The organism is Heyndrickxia oleronia (assembly GCF_017809215.1).
GTDB lineage: Bacteria > Bacillota > Bacilli > Bacillales > Bacillaceae_C > Heyndrickxia > Heyndrickxia oleronia.
In genome coordinates this window covers 2,134,262-2,155,662 of record NZ_CP065424.1, presented here as the reverse complement: position 1 = coordinate 2,155,662, position 21,401 = coordinate 2,134,262, and the positions used below count along the sequence as shown (strand labels likewise).

Sequence of the window (21,401 nt, the reverse complement as noted above, 5' to 3'; positions counted from 1 at the left end):
AGGAGAACATTTGTGGCACTAAAACATACTTCGATTCCACATGTTAGAAACCACCATTTTCGTCATTCCTTTTCAAGTGATCTAACTGCTGGTATCATCGTTGCCATACTGTTTATCCCACAAAGTATGGCCTATGCGAATCTTGCAGGTGTCAATCCTGTATATGGCCTATATGCAGCCATTACTTCTTTATTAATATATACATTACTCGGTTCATCCAAATTTTTATCTGTTGGCCCAACTTCCATCATCTCTCTTATTGCTTTTGCAGGAGTTTTTTCAATAGCAAAACCACAGTCTCTTCATTTTTTTGAAGCAATGGTACAACTTACTTTGTTAGTAGGAATCATTCAAATTCTATTAGGGATTTTTCATGTAGGCAAATTATTTAATTACATCCCTAAACATGTGATCAGTGGGTTTATTTCTGCTGCAGCAGTTATAATAATTCTACATCAAATCGATGTTTTATTAGGTATAGAACGGATTACACAAACTAATGTTCTTAACTATATGTCTAAATTGTTTACAAACCTACCTTCTATTCATCCAGTCACTTCCTTGATTGGTATAGGGAGTATCATTATATTAATAATCCTAAAGAGAACTACTAGCATTTCACCTGGACCAATATTACTTGTTTTTCTTTTTCCAATCATAAATAAAATGTTTTTATTACCATACCATACAGCCATAGTTGGCTTTATTCCAAATGGGGTTCCTGAATTTATTCTTCCTAAAATAAATTTGGAAGATATGAAAGCACTTATACCTACTGCATTTATTATCGCCTTCATATCCTTCCTAGAATCATATGCAATCGCCCATTCTATTGCAGAAAAGGAAAATCAACTAATTCACCCTAATCGGGAAATGACTGCATTAGGTTCAGCAAATATTTCAAGCGCTTTTGTCGGATCGATTCCAGTTGCTGGTGCATTGTCCCGGACAGCTGTTAACTATCAATCGGGTGCACAAACTAAACTTGCAAACATCATTTCTATGTTCATGATATTAACTACTCTCCTCTTTTTCACATCTATATTTTATTATTTACCACTTGCAACTCTAGCAGCTGTGATAATTGTTTCCGTCTACCCTTTAATAAATTTTAAAAGGATGATTATACTATTAAAAAATAAGCCCCTTGATGGATTTAGTTTACTCATTACATTTATTTGCACATTATTCGTTGGTATGATCCAAGGATTTATTATTGGGTTAACACTTGCAACTATAAGTTCACTTATTCAGTTAAATAGAGTGAAAAACTAAAAAAGGGCTATGAATACGGAACTTCCGTATTCATAGCCTACTCTTTATTACCTATCATAATCACTATCCTCAAACTTAATCCCCTTTACTTTCTTCACTTTTTCCTGTTTATAAGTTACAAAAAAATAAATAGACAAGAACAAAAGGGTAAAAGGAAAAACAAATAAACCAATATTGTTATTAGCATACGGTAAAAATGTTTCAATTAAATACATAAACATTACAAATGAGAAACTTAAAGCAATGGTACCACTTACTAGTTTCATCTTTTGTATCCCCTTATCGTTAATCTATAATGTTTCTTAACCGTGGAAACACTTTTAAAGCATTATTGAAAAAAACATCTTCGTGAAATCTTTCTGGTATTAGATTCTTTACGAATTCAATATAGGGTTTTACCGGTGCTAATGGCCAATCCGTCCCAAATAGTAATCGATCATATTGATCACAATAAACTAATGCATGACGTAAATGGTCTAAAAAACGGCCTTCCGAATAACTTTTCAACTCTTTTTCAGTACCAACAATTAAGCCTGATAAATCAGCATACATATTTGAATTTTTATAAACAACTTCTGCCCCTGTTAATACCCAGGGATCACCGAAATGAGCCATGATAAAACGGATATTTCGGTACCGAACAGCTACTTCATCTAATGTGAGTGGATGAGAAAATTTCAGTAAACCACGCTCAGAATAAGTATCCCCCGTATGAAAAACAACCGGAACATCATATTTTTCAGCAAGTTCATAGACTGGATGATATACTTCATCATAAGCATAGAAAGGATAATAACCCAAATATATCTTTAATCCCACTACATTTGGTTTTTGGAGCTCTTTTTCTAGTAATATTAGACTTTGGTCATTTAAAGAATATGGATTAATTCCTGCACAGTAAACGATGTTATTTGGTAGCTCAGTTTCTAAATCTAATCCCATAGGGGTCATTGCTTCGGGATCCGGGAATCCTATCCCTTTTGTTTCGGTTAACCCCATGCCTATACCTAGGACAACTCCAGCTTCAGAAAATTCCTTTACAATCCCAGATTTTGAGTAGTCAACATGTGATTGCTGATTAGCGGTTTCATGGAATGAACGAATATTGGAGAAATGGATATGTGCATCAATAATTTTCATAACTTTCTCCTAAAATTTAATGGTTTTTAAACTTTCAATCGCTTCTTTTTCTATCGGCGTTCCTGGGAATAACATAAAAATTGGTTCCGTTCTATGATCATCACCTGGATTAATATTTAAATGAGAAATTGTAGCTGCTAGGGCGAATTCTTCGCTAAAAATACATTCTGAATCTGCCTTTGAATTTGCCGAAAATACTTGCATCCATTCTGTTTGATCATGATTAGAAACTAGATAAGGATTGCTAGAACGGAAGATATGTTCTTCTGACCCCGCTTTGAACCATTGGCTTCCTTTAGTATCAACTAATTGTGCCATTGTATGGCTAATCGATCCTTTCTTTAACCATAATTCAGTATAAAGTGGTTCATGTATTGAGCGGTGGAGATGAGCTAATTCTGTAAAATGAACGATAATTGGCACACCTGGCAAGGTTAAATAATATTGAATACTTCTTAATCCTTTCCATTTTTCATGTTTTTCAAAATTCGTATGAATAGCCAACCCTTCCCATACATTCCCGTGCTGATCCGTTTTCTTCACAAAAGTTGTATAGGATTGTTCTTTTAACCATGAAAAAAGACTTATACCATTTAAAGATGACTGTACTCCACCTCCCCAAGGATTCCACCATGCTTTTGGTTCAGGGACTGGAAAGCTAGAATCTAACCACTCTTGGTCTTTATATTTAATTGAATATAGTGTTGGAAAAAACCTCGTTGATGCCCGTATAGTTAAATCACCATTCGTTAACTTATAAATAGATTGTTCTTCCTCTTTGGTTAACTGAATTTTTGTATGATCTTGTTGAATAAATAACATTGAACCTTGTATTTGCTGCGAATCACTTTCCAATGAATAGTGAATAGGAGTAAACGCTTTTTTCTTTGTTGGAATTTCCAATTGAATATCCTGATTATTTTCTTGATGTATCTCCATTTGATGGATTATTTCCTGTCCTTCTTCAATGGATAGTGTTCCGTGAAAATATCGATTTTGGATTCTTTTTAATTGTACTGCCATTTTATCCTGATCCGCTAAAACTAAATTAGTTGTCGGAGTAGATAAATTTACTTCTTTATTGATGAGCATTGTTTCACGTAAACCGGTCGCAAAAAATTGAAAGTCTTCAACAGATTTAATTGCCCCAACCGCTATATGGATAGGACTCGTTCTTATTTTCCCCTTTACTTGAAGCGTTTCTATCTTCTCTTCTACATATAGTAGCCAACCATCAAAGCCTATTTTTGCATTTTTACTCCAAGATAGACCATGAGGTTCTTTTAAGTCATCTGAAAAAATCCAATTCTCCGAAACTTCATTACTATTTAATTGGCTGAGATCCGTCATTTTAGCATCGTTAAAATAAATAATATTATTGTTTAAAGGGACATATGTTTGATTAAGTTCATGTCTAATGGGTTGGTATACATAAAGTTCATGCAATTCATCCCGGGAACTATTTTCTATTTCCAACCAATATTTCAATAGCCCTTCTCCATATAATTCAAAGCAAGCTATTAGTTTTAAATTTGATGGCTTAGAAATCTCATAAAATAATTTTAATGTTGACTTTTGCTCATCCTGATTCCATTCAAAATGACTTGCCTCTTTTTTCGAAAGTTCTCCAATATAAGGTTTACCAAATTTCGGTGGAAATATCACTGTTCTTTGAATAAGATTTTCCTCAGAACCAACAGTCATTGCATTGTCTCTTTTTCTTATACGCACTTTATAGTAGCCATTTTGTAGGTAATAATATTCTTTATCATACCCACACGCCTTAACGCCGAAATTTGGAAGAGAAAATGCAACTGGTTCTGACCATTCGAAGGTTTCATCTTCTGTTTTCACCGTTACTTTACATTCAGCCTGTATAAATCCATATTTATTGATTAAAAATGGAACCTCCAATAGTCCAATTTCCTCAACAGAATTTGTGATAATCGGTTCCGTCCACTCCAGCCAGGAATTCTCTGGTAATTCAAGTGAGATTTCAGCATTCTGTTTTAATTGATTATCAATCTCTAAATAACAGATTTGCCTTTTATTGGTTTCAAATTTTTTCGGGTGGTACACCCATTTTAACTTCATCGCTTTTTTCGGGTAGGTTCCTAGAGCCATTATACATCTCAGCCCATTCATTTGAATATTTAATTCTGCTTTAGGATGTGTAACCCACTCGTTCGGTTCACTTCCATCATAGATGGATACAGGTATATCTATATGGTATTGTTCTTTGACGTGTACTTGTTTATAAGTAGCATGAACATGAATTCGTTCATTTTGCAATCCGTTCACATCGATAGTCAAAGCCTCATTCGTTTTATTTTTTACAAAAACCTGTAAATTTGCATCTCTTCCCTCGATCTTTGAGTGACTATCCATCTTAATTTCTAATAAATATTCATTTGTTTCAATGAGACGAATTCCTCTTCCACTCTTTTCAATCTGAACCCTGACATAGTACTGTTCATTCTGCCAAATATATTCAAAAAAAGTAAATCCATTCTCCTTTGTTCCATCAGGTTTTACTTCAATAACTCTCTTATTATCTTTATACCAATCTAAGTGTTGAAAATATGGTTTTAAAAGTTCATTTTGCAAGACTAATGGGATAAAATTCATAAGGTGAGTCGTTTCATCACGATCCTCCCAAAAGAAACCACATTTTTTATAAAGAGGTACTGCCTTTACATTCCCTGCCCAGGTATATAGATCAATCCGTGGCCAACCGAGTTCAACTGTTTTTTCAACAGCTTTCAAAACTAATTGCTTACCAATCTTTTTCCCCTGATAATCTGGATGAACATTTAATAATCGAATATACAGAGCCTTGACATCTTCTTTATATTCAGATATACCACAATACCCCACTACCTTTTCATTATCTAAAGCAAGGTATAAAAACAAATCTTCTGAATTAGCTTCTTTTTCAATGACTTGCTCTTCAGTCATGATACTAGCATCTCCGCCCCAGCCCTCACGACTTTCATTCCACATATCAGCAATTGATTTAGCTAATCCTTCATGGTATTTTACAATTTTTATACTATCTATCGTTGATTGGGTCATTTAATAGCCTCCTAAAAAAATTCCTTCAATTTCTACTATGGAGAATCGTCCTTTAATCTTTTTAAAGACTTTTTTGTGTGCTGCATCATGTAAAACTCCTCCTTTTTTCTTTGAATTTGGAAGTTTTTTCTTCCTTTTGTAATACTAAAGGATTACTCTTTCTTTGTAAACACTTTTCTGAAAAATATATACGTTCTGAAAAATGATCATACAATTATTGTTTTTCAATAAAAAAACAGGCATTTAGCCTGTTCCTGTTAATAACTTTTTGATTGTTACTATAGAATAGTGAAACATCTCTACTAAATCATCTACCATCTCTTCTGTCATCGTACGAGAAAATCGAATCGTCATTTCTTCATGTGAACCATGTAACGAAGATATGATTTGTTTTTCCTCATATATATGTTCTGGACCCCAATGGGATTTAATGGAGTGAAAAAAATCCTTCGTATTTTCACTCGTATTCCAAGAAAAAGAAATGGCAATATTCGCTCCAAACATACTTTGATTTTCAATATTTAATAATTCGGAAGCTAATTGATTTAAATTTGCTTCAAGTGATATATTGGCCTTTATAGATGGCTGATTGACAAGTATATAGGTTATTTCATACCGTCTTACTATTTTTGCTAAATCTACGATATCATTCCGTTCAATTATTTTTAATTCCCCACTTAAATCTAAATCGTATACTGCTCCTTCCAATATTACTTTCAAATTATCATATGCTGTTGGATCGAACATAAAGTCACCTCTACTAAATTAAACGCAGGTAAACTTAGAAGAGTCCCATGGCTCTTCCATTTGCGTCAACGTCCATCTGATAGGCAGCTGGTTTTTTAGGTAAACCTGGCATGGTCATTACATCTCCAGTTAATGCCACAATAAAACCTGCTCCCAATTTTGGTTTTAGTTCACGGACATGAATAGTAAAATTTTTGGGACAACCTAATTTACTAGGATCATCAGATAATGAATATTGTGTTTTAGCCATACATACAGGTAGATTTCCCCAACCGAATTTTTCAAATTCGATTAATTGTTTTTCGGCTTTAGAAGAAAATTCTACATCCGTGCCTCCATATACTTTTTGTACAATCGTTTTAATCTTCTCCTTAATTGGTAATTGAAGATCATATAGATATTCAAATGTTTTATTATTTTTTTCAATTTCCTGGAGCACTAACTGTCCAAGCTCGATTCCGCCTTTTCCACCTTTTCCCCATACCTCTGTTAATGCAACAGGAACGGAACGCTGCTGACACCACTCTGTAAGTACAGCTATCTCATCCTTAGTATCTGTCGTAAATCGATTAATAGCTACTACAATCGGAAGACCATATTGCTGAATCGTTTCGATATGCTTCTGTAAATTTTCAAGACCAAGTTTTAATGCATCTAGGTTTTCTTTCTGTAACTCAGTTTTTGGTACTCCACCATGCATTTTTAGTGCTCTAATTGTGGCAACAATAACAACTGCATCAGGCTTAATATTTGCTGCTCTAGATTTAATATCTAAAAATTTTTCCGCACCTAAATCAGCTCCAAAACCTGCTTCTGTTACAACATAATCTGCTAATTTCAAAGCAGTTTTTGTTGCCATGATGCTATTACATCCATGGGCAATATTAGCAAACGGTCCCCCGTGAACTAGTGCTGGAGAATGTTCGATCGTTTGAACTAAATTTGGTTTTAATGCATCTTTTAATAGTAGTGTTAGTGCACCTTCAACACCTAAGTCACCAACTGTGACTGGTTCTTTTGCAATATTATAGCCTACCACCATTTTCGAAAGTCTTAGTTTCAAATCATCTATGCTAGAAGATAAACAAAGTACTGCCATAATTTCTGATGCTACAGTAATATCAAAACCATCCTCACGTGGAACGCCTTGTGATGGTCCACCTAAGCCAATTACGATCTGTCGTAAAGCACGGTCATTCAGATCTAATGCACGTTTCCAAACGATTCTTCTTTGATCAATTTTTAATAAGTTCCCTTGATGGATGTGATTATCCAATAGAGCAGCAAGTGCATTATTGGCAGTCGTAATCGCATGTAAATCACCTGTAAAGTGAAGGTTAATATCCTCCATCGGTAGTACTTGTGCATATCCTCCGCCTGTTGCTCCTCCTTTCATTCCCATTGTCGGTCCTAAGGAAGGCTCTCTTAAGGCAATTAATGTTTTTTTGCCAAGCTGGTTTAATGCATCACCAAGACCCACAGTAACTGTCGATTTACCCTCTCCAGCAGGTGTAGGATTGATGGAAGTGACCAATATTAACCTTCCATCGCTTTCATTTTGTAGACTATGTATTTTTTCATAAGTGATTTTCGCTTTATATTTCCCATAATAATCAATATCGTTTTCAGAAAGTCCAATCGATTTCGCTATATCTTTAATTGGTAGTAAACTAGACTCCTGTGCAATTTCTATATCTGTTTTTACTCGTTTGTCTGTCCCCATTTTTCTTCCCCCAATCAACTTTTAATACATCAATATTTTAACATTCCTCTGTAACAATTTGGTTAAAAGAATAACTATTTTACTTTTAAAATGAATATAGTCATGAATGATAAAGCTTGCTTCAATTTATTCGATAATCCCGTTACATGTCTATCTGTGACTTCTTTTTTATATACTTCTTTTTCCGCAATAAGTTCCCAACCATTTTCCGTTGCCAATTTTAAAAATTCCCATGGCATCATTGTATTACAAATGGTGTCTTTTCCTTCTAGCCTTGAAAAACTATTGATCCTTGGCATTGCCGTAGGGCCTAGAATGCCAAAGCAGCCAAACCCATTATCTTTCATCACCCTTTTTACTTCATTTAATGCATCTAACGGTCTTTCAGTCCATTCCAAAGAATTAATGGCCATCATTCCAGTAAATTCTTCATCATTAAATGGAAGGTTTAGCATATCCCCTTGATAGAAAGTCAAATGGTTGGTTTCCTTTTTTTTCGCATACTGAATCATTTTTTCCGAAATATCTATCCCGCTGACATCGTATCCCCTTTCAAAAAGTAAATAGGATCCAAAGCCATCACCACAACCTAAATCAAGAAACTTACCTTTAGGAATATAATTCTCAATAAACGGGATAATTTCCTTCCTACTTCCGTTTAACCACATATTTAAACTCTTAGAATGCCAAGATTTTGCGCGCTCATCCCATTGAAATTGAGACGTGTCCGTCCAAGAAAATGATTTCATCACTTACCTCCTTATCCTTAATGAAGAGTGATAGAAAAAAAGAACCGCTTAACGGTTCGATTTTATACCTCTTTTTCATTCTTTTCTTGTAATTGTTTAAGCACTTTCGCATGTTCTGGATTCTCTTCAAAAAATTGGACTAAATCTCCAATACGATCAATGGAATTCCAACTAAGATGATGTTCGATTCCTTCAACATCTTGATATATATTTTCTTCTTTAACGCCTATAATAGTAAGAAATTGTTCAAGTAGATCATGTCGGTCTACCAAACGTTTTCCAATCTTTTTCCCTTTTTGTGTAAGAACTAAACCACGATATTTTTCGTAAACTAAATATTCATCCTTATCAAGCTTTTGCACCATTTTTGTCACTGATGAGGGGTGAACAGATAGAGCATCCGCAATATCCGATACTCTGGCATATCCTTTATTTTCAATTAATAAATAAATTTGTTCGATATAGTCTTCCATACTTGGTGTAGGCATCCCTAAACCCCCATTATATAAAATAAAAAGTTAAATCACAATTCAAATATATCAATTATGTATATAGAATAAGATCAAGAGCATAAAAATGAAATTCTATTTTTATCTTCCATAAAAAGTTTACTATAATTACAATAATTAAACAAGAAATCCTATGTTTTAGGCAATATGGCATTAGCACGAATTACTTATCAAAAAATTCATAAAATTTTATTTTTAACAAAATGTTATCTTGACGCACTGAATGACATTGGTGTATATTAAATTTAACATTAATAGATATAAATATTTCTTATTATGGAAATCTTTATGACTCATTAATGGACTATATTTTTTCTTGGCACTTTGTGCTGTAAGATTTAGGAGGAATAAGAATTATGCAAAACGGTAAAGTTAAATGGTTTAACAACGAAAAAGGCTATGGTTTTATCGAAGTGGAAGGCGGAGATGACGTATTCGTTCACTTCACTGCTATTCAAGGTGAAGGCTTCAAGACTCTAGAAGAAGGCCAAGAAGTTTCTTTTGAAATCGTAGAAGGAAACCGCGGACCTCAAGCTGCTAATGTTACAAAAAAATAATCAAAATAAATGATATGGCTGACTTCTGTCAGCCTTTTTGGTTTTGATTCATATGCGCCTCGGCAGTTTGACCATTTTTGTGATTAAGTAGTGCTTCTCCATATTTCTTTATTTGCTCCCCAACTGTACACTCACGAATACAAAATTGATGTGCGTATCCTTTATTATATTCCTTCCTCAAAGCTGATTTAACAAAACATCCTTCACAATATGTGCTTATTATAGTATTCATATCCTCTAAGATGGTTCTTCGATTCATCGTCTCAACCTTTCATTATATAAAATGGCCCTTTTGGTATGGATTTTAAGTTCTGATTCCAATATCCATTATCTAACATTTATAATTCAATTTGACTATGCACAATCTTATTATTGAGTGCTTGAGATGCTAATTGGTCGGCTTCCTTATTATCACTACGAGGGATCGGCTCATAAATTGGTTTTATCCCTAATTTCTTTATTTTTGATTCAATTCGATCCAGCCATTGATTTAAAACCTTTTCAAAGCATGGCCATTCTCCTGATAATTGCTTCAATACACCATGCGAATCCCCTTTTATTGTACATGGCATATGGCGAATATTTAACTCTTCCAATAACATAATTGCATTATATAGTGCTGCATATTCTGCTTCATTATTTGACTCAAGTTCTTCCAATCGATAGTTAGAACGTACTCGAAAATGTTTGTCACCTTTATCATAATAAATCACTATTCCTATTCCTGCTACCTTTTGCTTAAGGTCATATCCTCCATCAAAATAAACAATAATATTGCTGGGCTCCAGTTCAATTGCTTTTTTCAATTTTACATATTCTTTTTTCGTCCACTCATTTCCCATTTCATCGAGAATCGTTATATCTACTGTCCGACCCGTTTTAATAAAATCATCCATTAACCGATCGATAACTTTTTCTGATATCCATTCCGTTTCTAATAAAATGGTATCCATTTTAGGTGCTTTATATTTCCAAAGAATTTTATAATTCATAGCAAATCCCCTAAATAATTATTAATTATATTTTAATGCCCTTGGTTAAACTTTTCCTTTTATTGTCGCTTACATTCATATTACAATAGAAAGAGTTCTTGGCATTTAAATTATTCCGTAAGGATGAAAAATCCTTCATTCATCCTACAACATAGATATTCTCTCTGTACTTAAATAGATAATATGGAAAGAGACTAAAAACGATGTTTACTTAATGATACTATTTATTTACCAATTCATGATATATTATTACTTTTACAATTGATAGGAGTGGTTAGTATTGGTGGAAGTCTATATTGATGGAGCAAGTGCAGGAGACCCAGGGCATAGTGGTGCTGGAATCTTCATTAAAAATAATGGTCAAGTTGAACGTTACTCTTTTCCCTTAGGGATTCTAAATAATCATGAGGCTGAATTCCATGCACTTATTAAAGCGCTAGAGATCTGCCAATCAAAGAAATATTCGATTATTTCTGTTCGATCTGACTCCACAGCAGTTGTGCATGCTGTTGAAAAAGAGTTCGCAAAAAAAGAAAAATATCGAGTATTACTAAATCAGGTATTATCATTAACAAAATCATTTGATTTGTTTTTTATTAAATGGGTACCAAGTTCTGAAAATAAAACTGCAGATGAATTAGCACGTCAAGGAATACGTTTAAATAAGGATTTGAGGTGATAGTTTGAATAAAAAATTCACAGCTGAAATCTTACTACTATTTGTTGCATTTATTTGGGGTGCAACGTTTGTCATTGTACAAAATGCAATTGATATTTTACCACCCCTTCTATTTAATGCTATTCGTTTTATGATTGCCGGAATAATCATTCTTATCATTTATTTAATTAGAAGGAAAAAAAATAAAATCCCTCAAAAAAACGCATTTATAGCAGGTGTTGTTTTAGGAAGTTGTTTATTTATTGGTTACTCACTACAAACAATAGGATTACTCTATACAACCCCTTCTAAAGCTGGCTTTATTACAGGTTTAAGCGTTGTAATGGTTCCATTACTTGCTTTTTTTATTTTAAAAAGTCGGCCATCACCAACAGCGATACTTGGGTCGATAGCTGCTACAATTGGATTATATTTATTAGCAGTAAAAAATACTTCTCCATTTTCAATTGGTGATTTTTATGTTTTACTTTGTACCTTTGGCTTTGCTTTCCATATTATCTTTACCGATCGATTTGCAAAAAAATTACCCGTATTGTTACTTACAACTATACAACTTTTTACTGTAGCATTTCTTTGCTTAATTAGTGCATTTATATTTGAAAATTGGGAAATCATATTAAATCCAGAACTTTACAATTCCTCGTCATTATTATTTGCACTATTTATTACTGCTATTTTAGGAACTTCAATTGCTTTTTTTATCCAAACCTATTCCCAAAAAGCTACTTCACCCACAAGAGTTGCGATCATTTTAGCCATGGAACCTGTTTTTGCAGCTATAACATCATTTTTATGGATCAATGAGCGTTTGAGTATAGGAGCGGTAATTGGTTGCATTCTTATATTATTTGGCATGATCATAGCTGAACTTCCAGTAAGTAAATGGGGGATATTCCCATTTAAGAAGAAGCAGACAATTCCAAAATAAAAGAGGGCGTCATGCCCTCTTCATGCAGGTAATAAGCCGATCTCTCTAACATATGTATATGCCTGCTTCCTTGTTTCAATATTTTTTCTTTTAAACGTTTCCAATAAAGATATATAAAAGCTGCCATCAAAGCTTTTTTGTGTTTTTAGTGTTATTTCAATCGCAGCCTTTATGCTTTGATCTGATGCAGCGGTATATTGTTTACCAAAATAGATAAACCCGATGACATCCTCCTCAAATTTAAAACCTTTATCCCTTAAATAAACTAGGTACTCATCTAATGAAGTTTTTCTTGAATCCACTTCTTTCTCCTCCACTCCCCGAACATCCTTTATTATTGTACAGTATTTTTAATTTGGTGACTATATGAATGTTTTAAATGTAATGGAAATTGGGAAACATCCTTTCAGGATCGGCTAGTTCCTACTCTTTTCATCTATTCTTTAGATTTACTCAAGACAATTTATTACAAAGTCCAGCTTACTAGCGTACAATTTTTTTCTTTTTTAACCGCAAATTTATATATTTCTATTTATATTGGGAAGTCTACATTTACGGAGGTGAGTTTATTGGGTAGAAGGAAAAAAAATAGTAGGGAAAAAGTTACACCTGGTTCACACCCCTTAGGTTGGGGTCAAGAGAACATAGAATTTTCCGAGGAATTTCAGCCAAATTCACAAACCTCAATTCAAAAGAAACCAAATAAAGTGTAAAGATAGAATCGTCACTTGTGGGATCAGACTTTGACTTTTAGACGCGCTGTTTGCGTTGTTGCTTTTGTAAAAGCCCAATAAAGGATATCAGCTGTTCTTATAGTGTTTGCAGTTCTAGCGATCTTCAGCGGATATTTAGTAGTTAATCTTTTACTTAAATACCAACAATGTTTGCGAAAAGAGCCTTTAAAAAAAATCAAAAAAACCGAAAAGCCGGAATTAAATGCTTTTCGGTTTAAATTAAATCTCCAAATAGAACAAATTATCTTTAAGCAAGTTCAACCTGTTCCAACCATTTACTTTGAATCAAGTGACGTCTTATGCTTTTTAATTCTAATTCATCAATCATATCTATAAATGTGTTCGGGATTTGTTTTCTAATCACGGTTTCAAGAGAAAACTCAATTGGCACTTCACAATGAATTCTTGCTAATTTTCTTGAAAGATGAAGCATTTCCATATCCTCTTCAATCTTTTTTCGTTGACCTGGTGTTAACCGCTCCAAATTCTTTAGCAATTCATCGATCGTACCATATTCCTGAATAAGCTTCATCGCAGTCTTCTCTCCAATTCCCTTGACACCTGGATACCCATCACTTGTATCTCCCATTAATGCTTTAACATCTATAAATTGATTAGGGGTTATTCCCATCTCTTCTATAAAGCTAGTATGACTATAATGATTATAATTTCCAAAGCCCTTTTGAAGAATTTGAACTTCGATATTTTCATCTAATAGTTGCAATAAATCTCGATCACCCGTTAATATAGTTATCTTGGCATCATTTTGCATTCTTTTGGCGATAGTTCCTATACAATCATCTGCTTCATATCCTACCACCCCATGATTGGTTAAATGAAAAGCCTCTACAACTTCCTTAACTAAATCAAATTGAGGAATCATCTCAACTGGTGGTGCGGAACGATTTGCTTTATATCCATCAAACATTTCATTCCGAAATGTTTTACTTCCCATATCCCAGCATATTGCTGTATGGCTTGGCTCAACAGCTTCTAAGGCAAAAAATAAATGCCGCATAAATCCCTGAACAGCATTGGTTGGCATTCCTTTTGAATTAATCATAAATTGGCCAGTAACGGAAGTGGCATAAAAAGCTCGAAACAATAATGCCATTCCATCCACTAATAATAAATTTGGTTTATTATTCATATTTTCACCTCTATTTTCTTTACGTTATCTTTATTCCATTTTATATAGTCCATTATAACACGAAAGGACAAAGTTATTTTTACCACTTTGTCCCTTGGTATTTCCTATACTTTTTCAATTGGATTTTCATCGTAGGAAACCCAATCAGAATAACTTCCCACATATAGCTTTACCTTTGAAAATCCTGCCTCCATTAAGGCTACTATATTTGGTGTTGCTGTTACACCTGAACCACAATAAACAATAAATGAATCAGACTTATTAAATTCAGTGAATCTTTCTATTTGTTGTTCTTTCTCTTTCCAATATCCATCTTTTAAACCTTCCATCCACTCTTTATTGATCGCGCCAGGGATATGACCCGGTTTCTTATCAATAGGTTCCTCGATCCCAGCAAAGCGTGAATAAGCTCTAGAGTCTATTAAAATTGCTTGCTGAGAAAGCATATTTTCTTTTACATCTTCAATGGTTGCTAGCATTGAAGATTGAATAGAAACTGGAAAGTTTGCTTTTTTATAATTAGGCACTTTATTATCAATTGGATATTTTGCGTTTATCCACGCACGATACCCACCATTTACTATTGAAACCCTCTGATGTCCTAAATACGTGAGGAGCCACCATAAACGGCTTGCATATTGCCCCTCCCCATTATCATATAGTACAACATGAACATTTCTATCTATTCCTGCTGTTTCAAGTTTTTCTTTTAATTCACTCAATGATGGAAGAGGGTGCCTACCACCATGTTCTTTAGGTTTACCGGATAAATCCTTTTCCAAGTCAAAATAAACAGCACCAGGAATATGATTTTGCATATATGCTTTTTCCCCTGCACTTGGTTCACCTAAGGTAAATCGACAATCAATAATTCGAACATTATCTTCGTGTAAATGATTCTTTAACCAATTTATTGGAACAATTATACTCAACATGACTCCCCCCGTTCTTTTTCTATTAGTTTGATAATATGGTCTTTTGGAGTCCAGCAATCAAAAGTGTAATTCAGCTTTGTCTCATATCCTAAACGACTACATGAATAATGCATACCATGATCCAATTTTTCAGCATGAAAATGGATACATGTTGCACATACATGAAACCGATTTTTCTTCACTAAATCCACTCCCTAATTTCCAACTATTATCGATTAAGTTGATTTTTAATTTCTACCCATTCCTGAATATCTATATGTTCATCAAGGATATCATACCAACCATTAAATTGTTCACTGACATCAGCAGCAATCTCTTTTTTCATTCGTGAAAATTCATGATTAATATAGTTTGTATAGCTCAACAAAATTACCTTTTCCTGCTCACTAATATATTCATCCGCCAATGGTTTAAGTTTTTCTTCTAGTTCATCTTGCATTTTTTGTTTTTCATTTTTTTCAAAAAAGGCATTGGCGTTTTTAAAATATTTAAAGGACCTCTCTAATGGAGCTTTTGAAATCGATTCAAATGCATTAGGAAACTCTGGTGTTTTGTTTGGATTGAACTCTATCATTGAAAGAGTAATATCCTTCTCAATTTCTGTAATTTGATCTTTTATTTGATTGAATCGATGTTTTAAAGTTTCTTTAATAAAGTTTTCTAATCTTAATGACGTTGCTCTAAGTTCCTGTGCAAAATCATAGCCGAGACTTTGTAATAAGTCATCAAGAGCAATATTAAGTGATGATTTATTCGTCTTTTGAATTAATGATGGATTAAATGCTTCTTTAAAAAAGTCTGGGAAACGATAAAATACTCTTTGTTTCACATAAAATAATAATTCATTGCTTTCGTGCTCAAATTGTTCAATGGCTGACTCAGCTGTTGAAGCATCCATTAATTGAATAATATCTTCCTGCTCTTTTTTTAATTTTTGCTTCTTCGATTGTTTCTCTTCTTTTCCTTCCTGTGCAGTGGTTATAAATTGATCTAGCATTTGTAAGCCTTTTTGGTATTCTGATACAGCTGATTGAATGGTCATTTGCATTAAATCATTGTCAAGAAAATGATTAAATTCGTTTTTAAACTCATCAATTCTCGATTCCTCTACACGATCTGTTAGTGCTAAAAGACTAGATATACCGAAAAGACGCGGAAAACGAATTCCATATTGGGTTAATTGTTCATACACATATGTATGAACTTCCTCTTTTTCTTCTAAAGAATCAGCTAAATCGATTGCATTAATCATAAAGAACATTTTATCTAATTCAAATGCATCCTTTACTCTACCTAACTGGATTAGAAATTCACGATCTGCCTTAGAAAATGCATGATTGTAATAAGTAACATAGAGAATGGCATCTGATTGTTTAATATATTCAAATGCTACACCAGTATGACGCGCATTAATCGAATCTGCCCCTGGAGTATCAACTAGAGTTATTCCTCTTCTCGTAAGTTCAGAATCATAAAATAAATCAATAGACTCTACAAAGCATGATTGCGCTTCATTCGCAACAAAACCTCTGAATTCATTCATATCTGTTTTTAATGTTTGGCCTAGTGTGTCCTGGTAAATTGAATATCCCGCATGAAATGCTTTAAGAAATGAGAGATGTACATTTACATAACCCTCCGTATTTTCCTTCTCTATTAGCTTTGGAATCAATGCCTCTGCCTCAGCCAAAGATTTACATTGTTGGTCAAAGTATTTCAGTGATTTTTGGACATCTTCTAACACTTGTGCCTCTGTCTTCAAATGTACAGCTGCAGTACCATGCATATGTTCTTTTGTTGGTGGACAAATGCGGTTAATAGCGGCCGTCGTCGGATTTGGTGATACAGGGAGTACTTTTTCTCCTAAAAGTGCATTCGCAAAAGAAGATTTACCAGCACTAAACGCACCAAACAAGGCAATCGTATATTTTCTATTCTTCAGTCTTTCTGCTTTTAAGGCTAAATTATCTATTAACCGTTGAAATCCTTTTCGATTTTTTAATAAGGTGACAGCTTGATTCAATTTAGAAATGATGTTCTCTAACGAATCATTTGTTTCCAATTTAGTAGTTTCTTTCTCAGCTTCTTTAATAATCTGTTTTTTTTGCTCCTGATTTGTTGCTTGTTCTTCTTGTTTATTATAAATCCGAATATTTTTCTCTTCTTCTAGCCAATGATTTTGTAATGCTTGATAGCATTCATTTAGGTCTGATAATGGTTTAAAGATATTTTCTTCCTTTTGTTTTCTTTCACTTTCAAAGTTTTCGATTTCTTTTATCGCTTCCGTTGCTTTTTGTACATAATGCCATTCATCTCGAAGAGCTAATAAATCCTTGTCAATTTGTCTTTTCAATATTTCCCCTGTTTTTTCTTTAAAATCCTGACAAACTACCCTTGCTTTTTTCTGTAAGCGTTCAACTATTTGATCACAATAGTTTAGTACATATTCACCTGTTAATCGTGCACCAGATTTAACCATTTGAGAGATGAACTCTTCATCAAATTCAACGGTTAAATTTTGAGCAGTTCTTTGAAGATCATCATTAATAATGTCTTCTTCCTTCAATATCTTTATAGCAAACTGGCGAAGATGCCAATTCAGTTGGGAATCTACTTGAGTACAAAGATTTTGATAGAAGGATTGTAAGCGTTCAGTTCTTTCAATCACTGTTTTTTTCTTTCCAAATAAGCCGACTTTAAAATCGGGTTGAACCGATTCCAAATATTTTTCTGCTAATTCCCGTGTTTGATAAGGCATTAAATATGCAGTTTTTAAAATTTCTTCCACCTGTTCATGAAATTTGTCTTGCCAGTTTTTAAATCGGTTATTTAATTGCTCAATTTGTTCAGCAAGAGCCTTTTCATCCTTTAAAATAGTTGCTAGCTTTTCTTCAGAATATTGCTGTAGAATTTCCTCAGCGTGTAGAGATTTCTCTTCTTGCTGTTCTTTAAGCCATTTAAAATGCTCTTGAACAAGTATATGAATTGATGATTCCGTGGATGCTCTTAAACGTTCTTCCTTATTTTTCAAAGTGCTATCAATTAGATTTTTAACATCAGAAAATTGATTTCGTTTATCATTTGGCTTTTTCAATGTCGTATAAAAAATCCCATTTGGATGTACATTCCATGATGCAAAGGACTCTTTAACAGACATTTTAAACTCTTCGAAGGACAACTCCTCCTCATTATGTTTATCAATTTGATTGATGATTAAGTATAGTTCCACGCCATTTTGTAAAAGTTCCTTCGTATACGTAAAATTTAATTCTGACTGGACATGATTATAATCCATTACATAAAATACGATATTAGCCAAATGAATAGCTGACTCAGTTGAAATTCGATGAGCATCATCTGTAGAATCCACCCCGGGCGTGTCCATCACTGTTACACCATCAGATAATTTTGATAATGATTGACCGATCTCTATTTCTCGAACATCACCATTTTTACAAAACTCCTTAACCTTGGCAAAATCGTATGGTGCTTGGAATAGCAATGGTGGTTCATTACGATAAAATACCTTAGCAAAATCCTCTTGGGATTTATGCACTTTAACAAGATTAGCACTTGTCGGAATGGGACTTGAAGGAAGGACATTCTCTCCAAGTAAGGAATTGATCATCGTTGATTTTCCTGCTGAAAAATGACCACAGAAGGCAATAATATATTCATGATTCAATAATTTCTTTAATAGTGCTTCCGTTTTTTCCGCACGCTCTATATCTCCATTATTATGAAAATGTTTGTATAACCCAATCAATTGCTCTGTTGATTCTTGTGTTTGATTGATGTCCATCGTTTTTGTCATGTTGATTTTTATCTCCCTAACTAACATTTGATACTCCTATTTTAACGGATTTGATGTTGTTTCCCAAGAAAAAATTCTGCTTTTAAAAACATCTTAGTTTTGTTAAAAAAATGATTGCTTTCGTTTAGTTGCCTAACTGCATTCTTTTAGACTTAATAAACTTCAGCGGTTCTTATGATGTTTGTATCACTTTTCTAAGTGAACTAAAGGGAGGTCACGGTAATAATCTTATATTTATTAGTAAAATACGATTGTTTGAGAGAAGAACCAAATAAAAAAACGTCCACATTAGCCGTGAACGTTTAAAATCGCTTATAAGTTTAATCTTGCTTCACTATATTAGGATTAAGTCCTTTTATAATATATTTCATTAACATACTATAGACAACAATAGTTATGCTTACCAATCCCCAAACCATATTGTCCCACCACCTTTTGTTTAATGAAAAATAGACCTATTATTTAAAAAAATTATTTTCTATGTAACTGAGAATAACTTTCATCCTCAAGTAAAAAGATATCATAATCGAGAAAGGTTTTCAATTACTTTTTTAGCTTTGGAAAATATCTTGGTTGTTCATTATGAATGAATGCGTAATCCGTATTTTCAGCTAATATTTTCTCTTCATATGGAATTCTTATCGCTAATATCAATTGATTTAATATGAAGAAGCAAATTAATGTGATATAAGCATTAAACATTAGTGGAATGATTAATAATTCTAACGTAACAATTAAATAATTGGGATGTTTTAAATATTTGTAGGGTCCTTTAGAAATTGTTTTGGAACTAGGTAGTACGATAATTTTCGTATTCCAATACTTCCCCAAAGAATAAATAACCCATATCCTACCTAGCTGTGTGATAACAAAAAGGGCTAACCAGACTATCCATAGTGAATGAATCGTTTTTTCGAAAAAAAATACTTCAAGTAGTAAGGAAAGAAAGAAACAGGAATGAATCATCACCATTAGTTGATAATGTCTAACACCATATTCCTCTCCACCGTTTTGCTTCATCCAGCGTTCATTTTTCTTTGCTAAGAAAAGTTCAGCTAGCCTTTGTATAATAATGATTGAGAAAAAAAGATTAAAAAACATTATTCCCACCTCATTAACAACTGTTCTGAACTAAAACCCGGGCCTAAAGCTAAGGCAAGACCCCATTCACCTGACTGGATATTCTTTTCCATAATACTTTTTAGTACATAATGGATGGTAGGAGAAGACATATTCCCAAATTGTCTGAGTACTTCCCTCGATGCTTCTGTTATTGAAGATGGGAAGTTTAAACTTTTTTCGTAAGCACTAATAACTTTTTTCCCACCTGGATGAGCAATAAATTGTGAGATATCGGTAAGTTTTAGCCCATACTTTTGAATAAATGTTGCTATTTTTGGTTTTAGCCAGCTTTCTACTATTGATGGAATATCTTTAGAAAAAACAACATGCAGACCATCATTCTTAATATTCCACCCCATTACATCCATAGAATTTTTCATCAAGTTAGATTTCGTGTCAATTATAGTTGGTAGTGGGAATGAAATATTTTTAAGTAGCTCACAATCATTTCCTACTACTAATGTACATGCAGCACCATCGGCAAATAATGATGTACCAATTAAATTACTTTTGGAGTGATCATTTTTTTGAAACGTAAGACTGCAAAGCTCAATAGATAGCACAATAACCTTATCTTTCGGATGTGCAAGACAATAATCATAAGCACGCGATAACCCTGCAGCCCCACCTGCACAACCAAGTCCCCATATTGGAATACGCTTAATATCCTCTCTTAAGGGAAGTTGATTCATTATTCGCGCTTCTATACTTGGGGTAGCCATCCCGGTTGTACATATCATAAATATTGCATCAATATCGAAATAATCGATTCCTTCCAATTGTTCGAGACAATCATTTATTGCTTTTTTTCCTAATTCAACGGATTCATCTATAAAAGCATCATTTTTCTCGGCAAATGAATGCTCCTGACTATACCAATCTAAATCCTTAACAAAGTATCGTGAAGTTATTTCACCGTTTTCAAACACTCTCAGAAGTCTATGAATATCTGGAAACGAGGAAGAAAACAAGCGCTTAGCAAATTCCATTATCTCATTTTGTGAAATCTTATAAGTAGGTTTTCCTAAACCAACTGCACATATTTTAGACATCTTATAATCTCTCCTTATGTGATAAGGATATGTTTACCAAATAAAGGAGAATTATGTATAAGAATAAAAAATAAAAGGCTGTTTACGTATAGTTTGTTGCTTTTGTAAAAGATTCAGCGATACTTATAAAGTTTGTAGCTCTTTTCTTAGTGAAATGAAAGGGGACTAGCTATATGAATCGTTAATTTCTTCCTTAACGGCATTCAAACACTCTCTTTGG

At 33.4% G+C, this 21,401-nt stretch carries 20 protein-coding genes; 4 read left to right on the top strand and 16 right to left on the bottom strand.

What is annotated here, in order from left to right:
• The first annotated feature begins 12 nt into the window (after positions 1-12).
• Complete coding sequence (locus I5818_RS10785; protein ID WP_058006420.1) at positions 13-1,275, top strand: SulP family inorganic anion transporter; 1,263 nt, start codon at positions 13-15, stop codon at positions 1,273-1,275.
• Positions 1,276-1,322: 47 nt separating this feature from the next.
• Here the strand turns inward: I5818_RS10785 and I5818_RS10780 are convergent, their stop codons facing one another.
• The 7 genes from I5818_RS10780 to mntR all read right to left on the bottom strand — a co-directional run bounded on the left by I5818_RS10780 (position 1,323) and on the right by mntR (position 9,197).
• Complete coding sequence (locus tag I5818_RS10780; protein WP_058006421.1) at positions 1,323-1,541, bottom strand: hypothetical protein; 219 nt, start codon at positions 1,539-1,541, stop codon at positions 1,323-1,325.
• Between the two features lie 19 nt (positions 1,542-1,560).
• Positions 1,561-2,415 (bottom strand): amidohydrolase family protein, encoded by an 855-nt coding sequence (locus tag I5818_RS10775; protein ID WP_078111368.1) that lies wholly within the window; start codon positions 2,413-2,415, stop codon positions 1,561-1,563.
• Positions 2,416-2,424: 9 nt separating this feature from the next.
• Positions 2,425-5,490, bottom strand: coding sequence for a GNAT family N-acetyltransferase (locus tag I5818_RS10770; protein WP_058006423.1), 3,066 nt, complete (start codon positions 5,488-5,490; stop codon positions 2,425-2,427).
• A gap of 243 nt (positions 5,491-5,733) precedes the next feature.
• Positions 5,734-6,237: a hypothetical protein gene (locus I5818_RS10765; RefSeq protein WP_058006424.1), complete on the bottom strand. Its 504-nt coding sequence runs from the start codon at positions 6,235-6,237 to the stop codon at positions 5,734-5,736.
• 34 nt (positions 6,238-6,271) lie between these two features.
• Positions 6,272-7,960: a formate--tetrahydrofolate ligase gene (locus tag I5818_RS10760; RefSeq protein WP_071975542.1), complete on the bottom strand. Its 1,689-nt coding sequence runs from the start codon at positions 7,958-7,960 to the stop codon at positions 6,272-6,274.
• A 74-nt stretch (positions 7,961-8,034) separates the two neighbouring features.
• On the bottom strand, positions 8,035-8,709 hold the full coding sequence (locus tag I5818_RS10755; protein ID WP_058006425.1) for a class I SAM-dependent methyltransferase: 675 nt from the start codon (positions 8,707-8,709) through the stop codon (positions 8,035-8,037).
• 62 nt (positions 8,710-8,771) lie between these two features.
• Positions 8,772-9,197: a transcriptional regulator MntR gene (gene mntR / locus I5818_RS10750; RefSeq protein WP_058006426.1), complete on the bottom strand. Its 426-nt coding sequence runs from the start codon at positions 9,195-9,197 to the stop codon at positions 8,772-8,774.
• Positions 9,198-9,574: 377 nt separating this feature from the next.
• Here mntR and cspD point away from each other — a divergent pair, with 377 nt between their 5' ends.
• The gene (gene cspD, locus I5818_RS10745; RefSeq protein WP_058006427.1) at positions 9,575-9,775 is read left to right on the top strand and encodes a cold-shock protein CspD; all 201 of its coding nucleotides are present in this window, start codon (positions 9,575-9,577) and stop codon (positions 9,773-9,775) included.
• Between the two features lie 28 nt (positions 9,776-9,803).
• On the opposite strand, the gene I5818_RS10740 is transcribed toward cspD, so the two are convergent.
• Together I5818_RS10740 and I5818_RS10735 are read right to left on the bottom strand one after the other, a co-directional pair.
• On the bottom strand, positions 9,804-10,034 hold the full coding sequence (locus I5818_RS10740; protein WP_058006428.1) for a zinc-finger domain-containing protein: 231 nt from the start codon (positions 10,032-10,034) through the stop codon (positions 9,804-9,806).
• Between the two features lie 79 nt (positions 10,035-10,113).
• Positions 10,114-10,767, bottom strand: coding sequence for a reverse transcriptase-like protein (locus I5818_RS10735; RefSeq protein WP_058006429.1), 654 nt, complete (start codon positions 10,765-10,767; stop codon positions 10,114-10,116).
• Positions 10,768-11,047: 280 nt separating this feature from the next.
• On the opposite strand from I5818_RS10735, the gene I5818_RS10730 reads away from it, so the two are divergent.
• Together I5818_RS10730 and I5818_RS10725 are read left to right on the top strand one after the other, a co-directional pair.
• Entirely contained in the window at positions 11,048-11,446 is a 399-nt protein-coding gene (locus I5818_RS10730) for a reverse transcriptase-like protein (RefSeq protein ID WP_058006430.1), read from the top strand.
• A 4-nt stretch (positions 11,447-11,450) separates the two neighbouring features.
• On the top strand, positions 11,451-12,374 hold the full coding sequence (locus tag I5818_RS10725; RefSeq protein ID WP_058006431.1) for a DMT family transporter: 924 nt from the start codon (positions 11,451-11,453) through the stop codon (positions 12,372-12,374).
• A 20-nt stretch (positions 12,375-12,394) separates the two neighbouring features.
• Here I5818_RS10725 and I5818_RS10720 read toward each other — a convergent pair whose 3' ends face one another.
• The 7 genes from I5818_RS10720 to I5818_RS10690 all read right to left on the bottom strand — a co-directional run bounded on the left by I5818_RS10720 (position 12,395) and on the right by I5818_RS10690 (position 21,181).
• Positions 12,395-12,676 (bottom strand): DUF6123 family protein, encoded by a 282-nt coding sequence (locus I5818_RS10720; RefSeq protein WP_078110802.1) that lies wholly within the window; start codon positions 12,674-12,676, stop codon positions 12,395-12,397.
• Between the two features lie 679 nt (positions 12,677-13,355).
• A complete protein-coding gene (locus I5818_RS10715; RefSeq protein ID WP_078110801.1) occupies positions 13,356-14,258 on the bottom strand; it encodes a 5'-3' exonuclease in 903 nt (300 codons plus the stop codon).
• Between the two features lie 104 nt (positions 14,259-14,362).
• Positions 14,363-15,193, bottom strand: a complete 831-nt coding sequence (locus I5818_RS10710) for a sulfurtransferase (protein WP_058006433.1) — start codon at positions 15,191-15,193, stop codon at positions 14,363-14,365.
• A complete protein-coding gene (locus I5818_RS10705; RefSeq protein ID WP_078110800.1) occupies positions 15,187-15,375 on the bottom strand; it encodes a hypothetical protein in 189 nt (62 codons plus the stop codon). Before I5818_RS10705 ends, I5818_RS10710 begins: the two co-directional genes overlap by 7 nt.
• Positions 15,376-15,401: 26 nt before the next feature.
• A complete protein-coding gene (locus I5818_RS10700; RefSeq protein WP_071975539.1) occupies positions 15,402-19,007 on the bottom strand; it encodes a dynamin family protein in 3,606 nt (1,201 codons plus the stop codon).
• 543 nt (positions 19,008-19,550) lie between these two features.
• On the bottom strand, positions 19,551-20,108 hold the full coding sequence (locus I5818_RS10695) for an isoprenylcysteine carboxyl methyltransferase family protein (RefSeq protein WP_058006435.1): 558 nt from the start codon (positions 20,106-20,108) through the stop codon (positions 19,551-19,553).
• Complete coding sequence (locus I5818_RS10690) at positions 20,108-21,181, bottom strand: type III polyketide synthase (RefSeq protein WP_078110799.1); 1,074 nt, start codon at positions 21,179-21,181, stop codon at positions 20,108-20,110. The genes I5818_RS10695 and I5818_RS10690 overlap by 1 nt, the downstream gene beginning before the upstream one ends.
• Between the last annotated feature and the right edge of the window lie 220 nt (positions 21,182-21,401).

Excerpts from the sequence above, each read along its gene's own strand:
- cspD (WP_058006427.1), top strand. The coding sequence starts at position 9,575 with ATGCAAAACGGTAAAGTTAAATGGTTTAACAACGAAAAAGGCTATGGT.
- I5818_RS10780 (WP_058006421.1), bottom strand. The coding sequence starts at position 1,541 with ATGAAACTAGTAAGTGGTACCATTGCTTTAAGTTTCTCATTTGTAATG.
- I5818_RS10735 (WP_058006429.1), bottom strand. The coding sequence starts at position 10,767 with ATGAATTATAAAATTCTTTGGAAATATAAAGCACCTAAAATGGATACC.
- I5818_RS10760 (WP_071975542.1), bottom strand. The coding sequence starts at position 7,960 with ATGGGGACAGACAAACGAGTAAAAACAGATATAGAAATTGCACAGGAG.
- I5818_RS10700 (WP_071975539.1), bottom strand. The coding sequence starts at position 19,007 with ATGACAAAAACGATGGACATCAATCAAACACAAGAATCAACAGAGCAA.
- I5818_RS10765 (WP_058006424.1), bottom strand. The coding sequence starts at position 6,237 with ATGTTCGATCCAACAGCATATGATAATTTGAAAGTAATATTGGAAGGA.
- I5818_RS10690 (WP_078110799.1), bottom strand. The coding sequence starts at position 21,181 with ATGTCTAAAATATGTGCAGTTGGTTTAGGAAAACCTACTTATAAGATT.
- mntR (WP_058006426.1), bottom strand. The coding sequence starts at position 9,197 with ATGCCTACACCAAGTATGGAAGACTATATCGAACAAATTTATTTATTA.
- I5818_RS10770 (WP_058006423.1), bottom strand. The coding sequence starts at position 5,490 with ATGACCCAATCAACGATAGATAGTATAAAAATTGTAAAATACCATGAA.
- I5818_RS10755 (WP_058006425.1), bottom strand. The coding sequence starts at position 8,709 with ATGAAATCATTTTCTTGGACGGACACGTCTCAATTTCAATGGGATGAG.
- I5818_RS10775 (WP_078111368.1), bottom strand. The coding sequence starts at position 2,415 with ATGAAAATTATTGATGCACATATCCATTTCTCCAATATTCGTTCATTC.
- I5818_RS10695 (WP_058006435.1), bottom strand. The coding sequence starts at position 20,108 with ATGTTTTTTAATCTTTTTTTCTCAATCATTATTATACAAAGGCTAGCT.
- I5818_RS10715 (WP_078110801.1), bottom strand. The coding sequence starts at position 14,258 with ATGAATAATAAACCAAATTTATTATTAGTGGATGGAATGGCATTATTG.
- I5818_RS10740 (WP_058006428.1), bottom strand. The coding sequence starts at position 10,034 with ATGAATCGAAGAACCATCTTAGAGGATATGAATACTATAATAAGCACA.
- I5818_RS10710 (WP_058006433.1), bottom strand. The coding sequence starts at position 15,193 with ATGTTGAGTATAATTGTTCCAATAAATTGGTTAAAGAATCATTTACAC.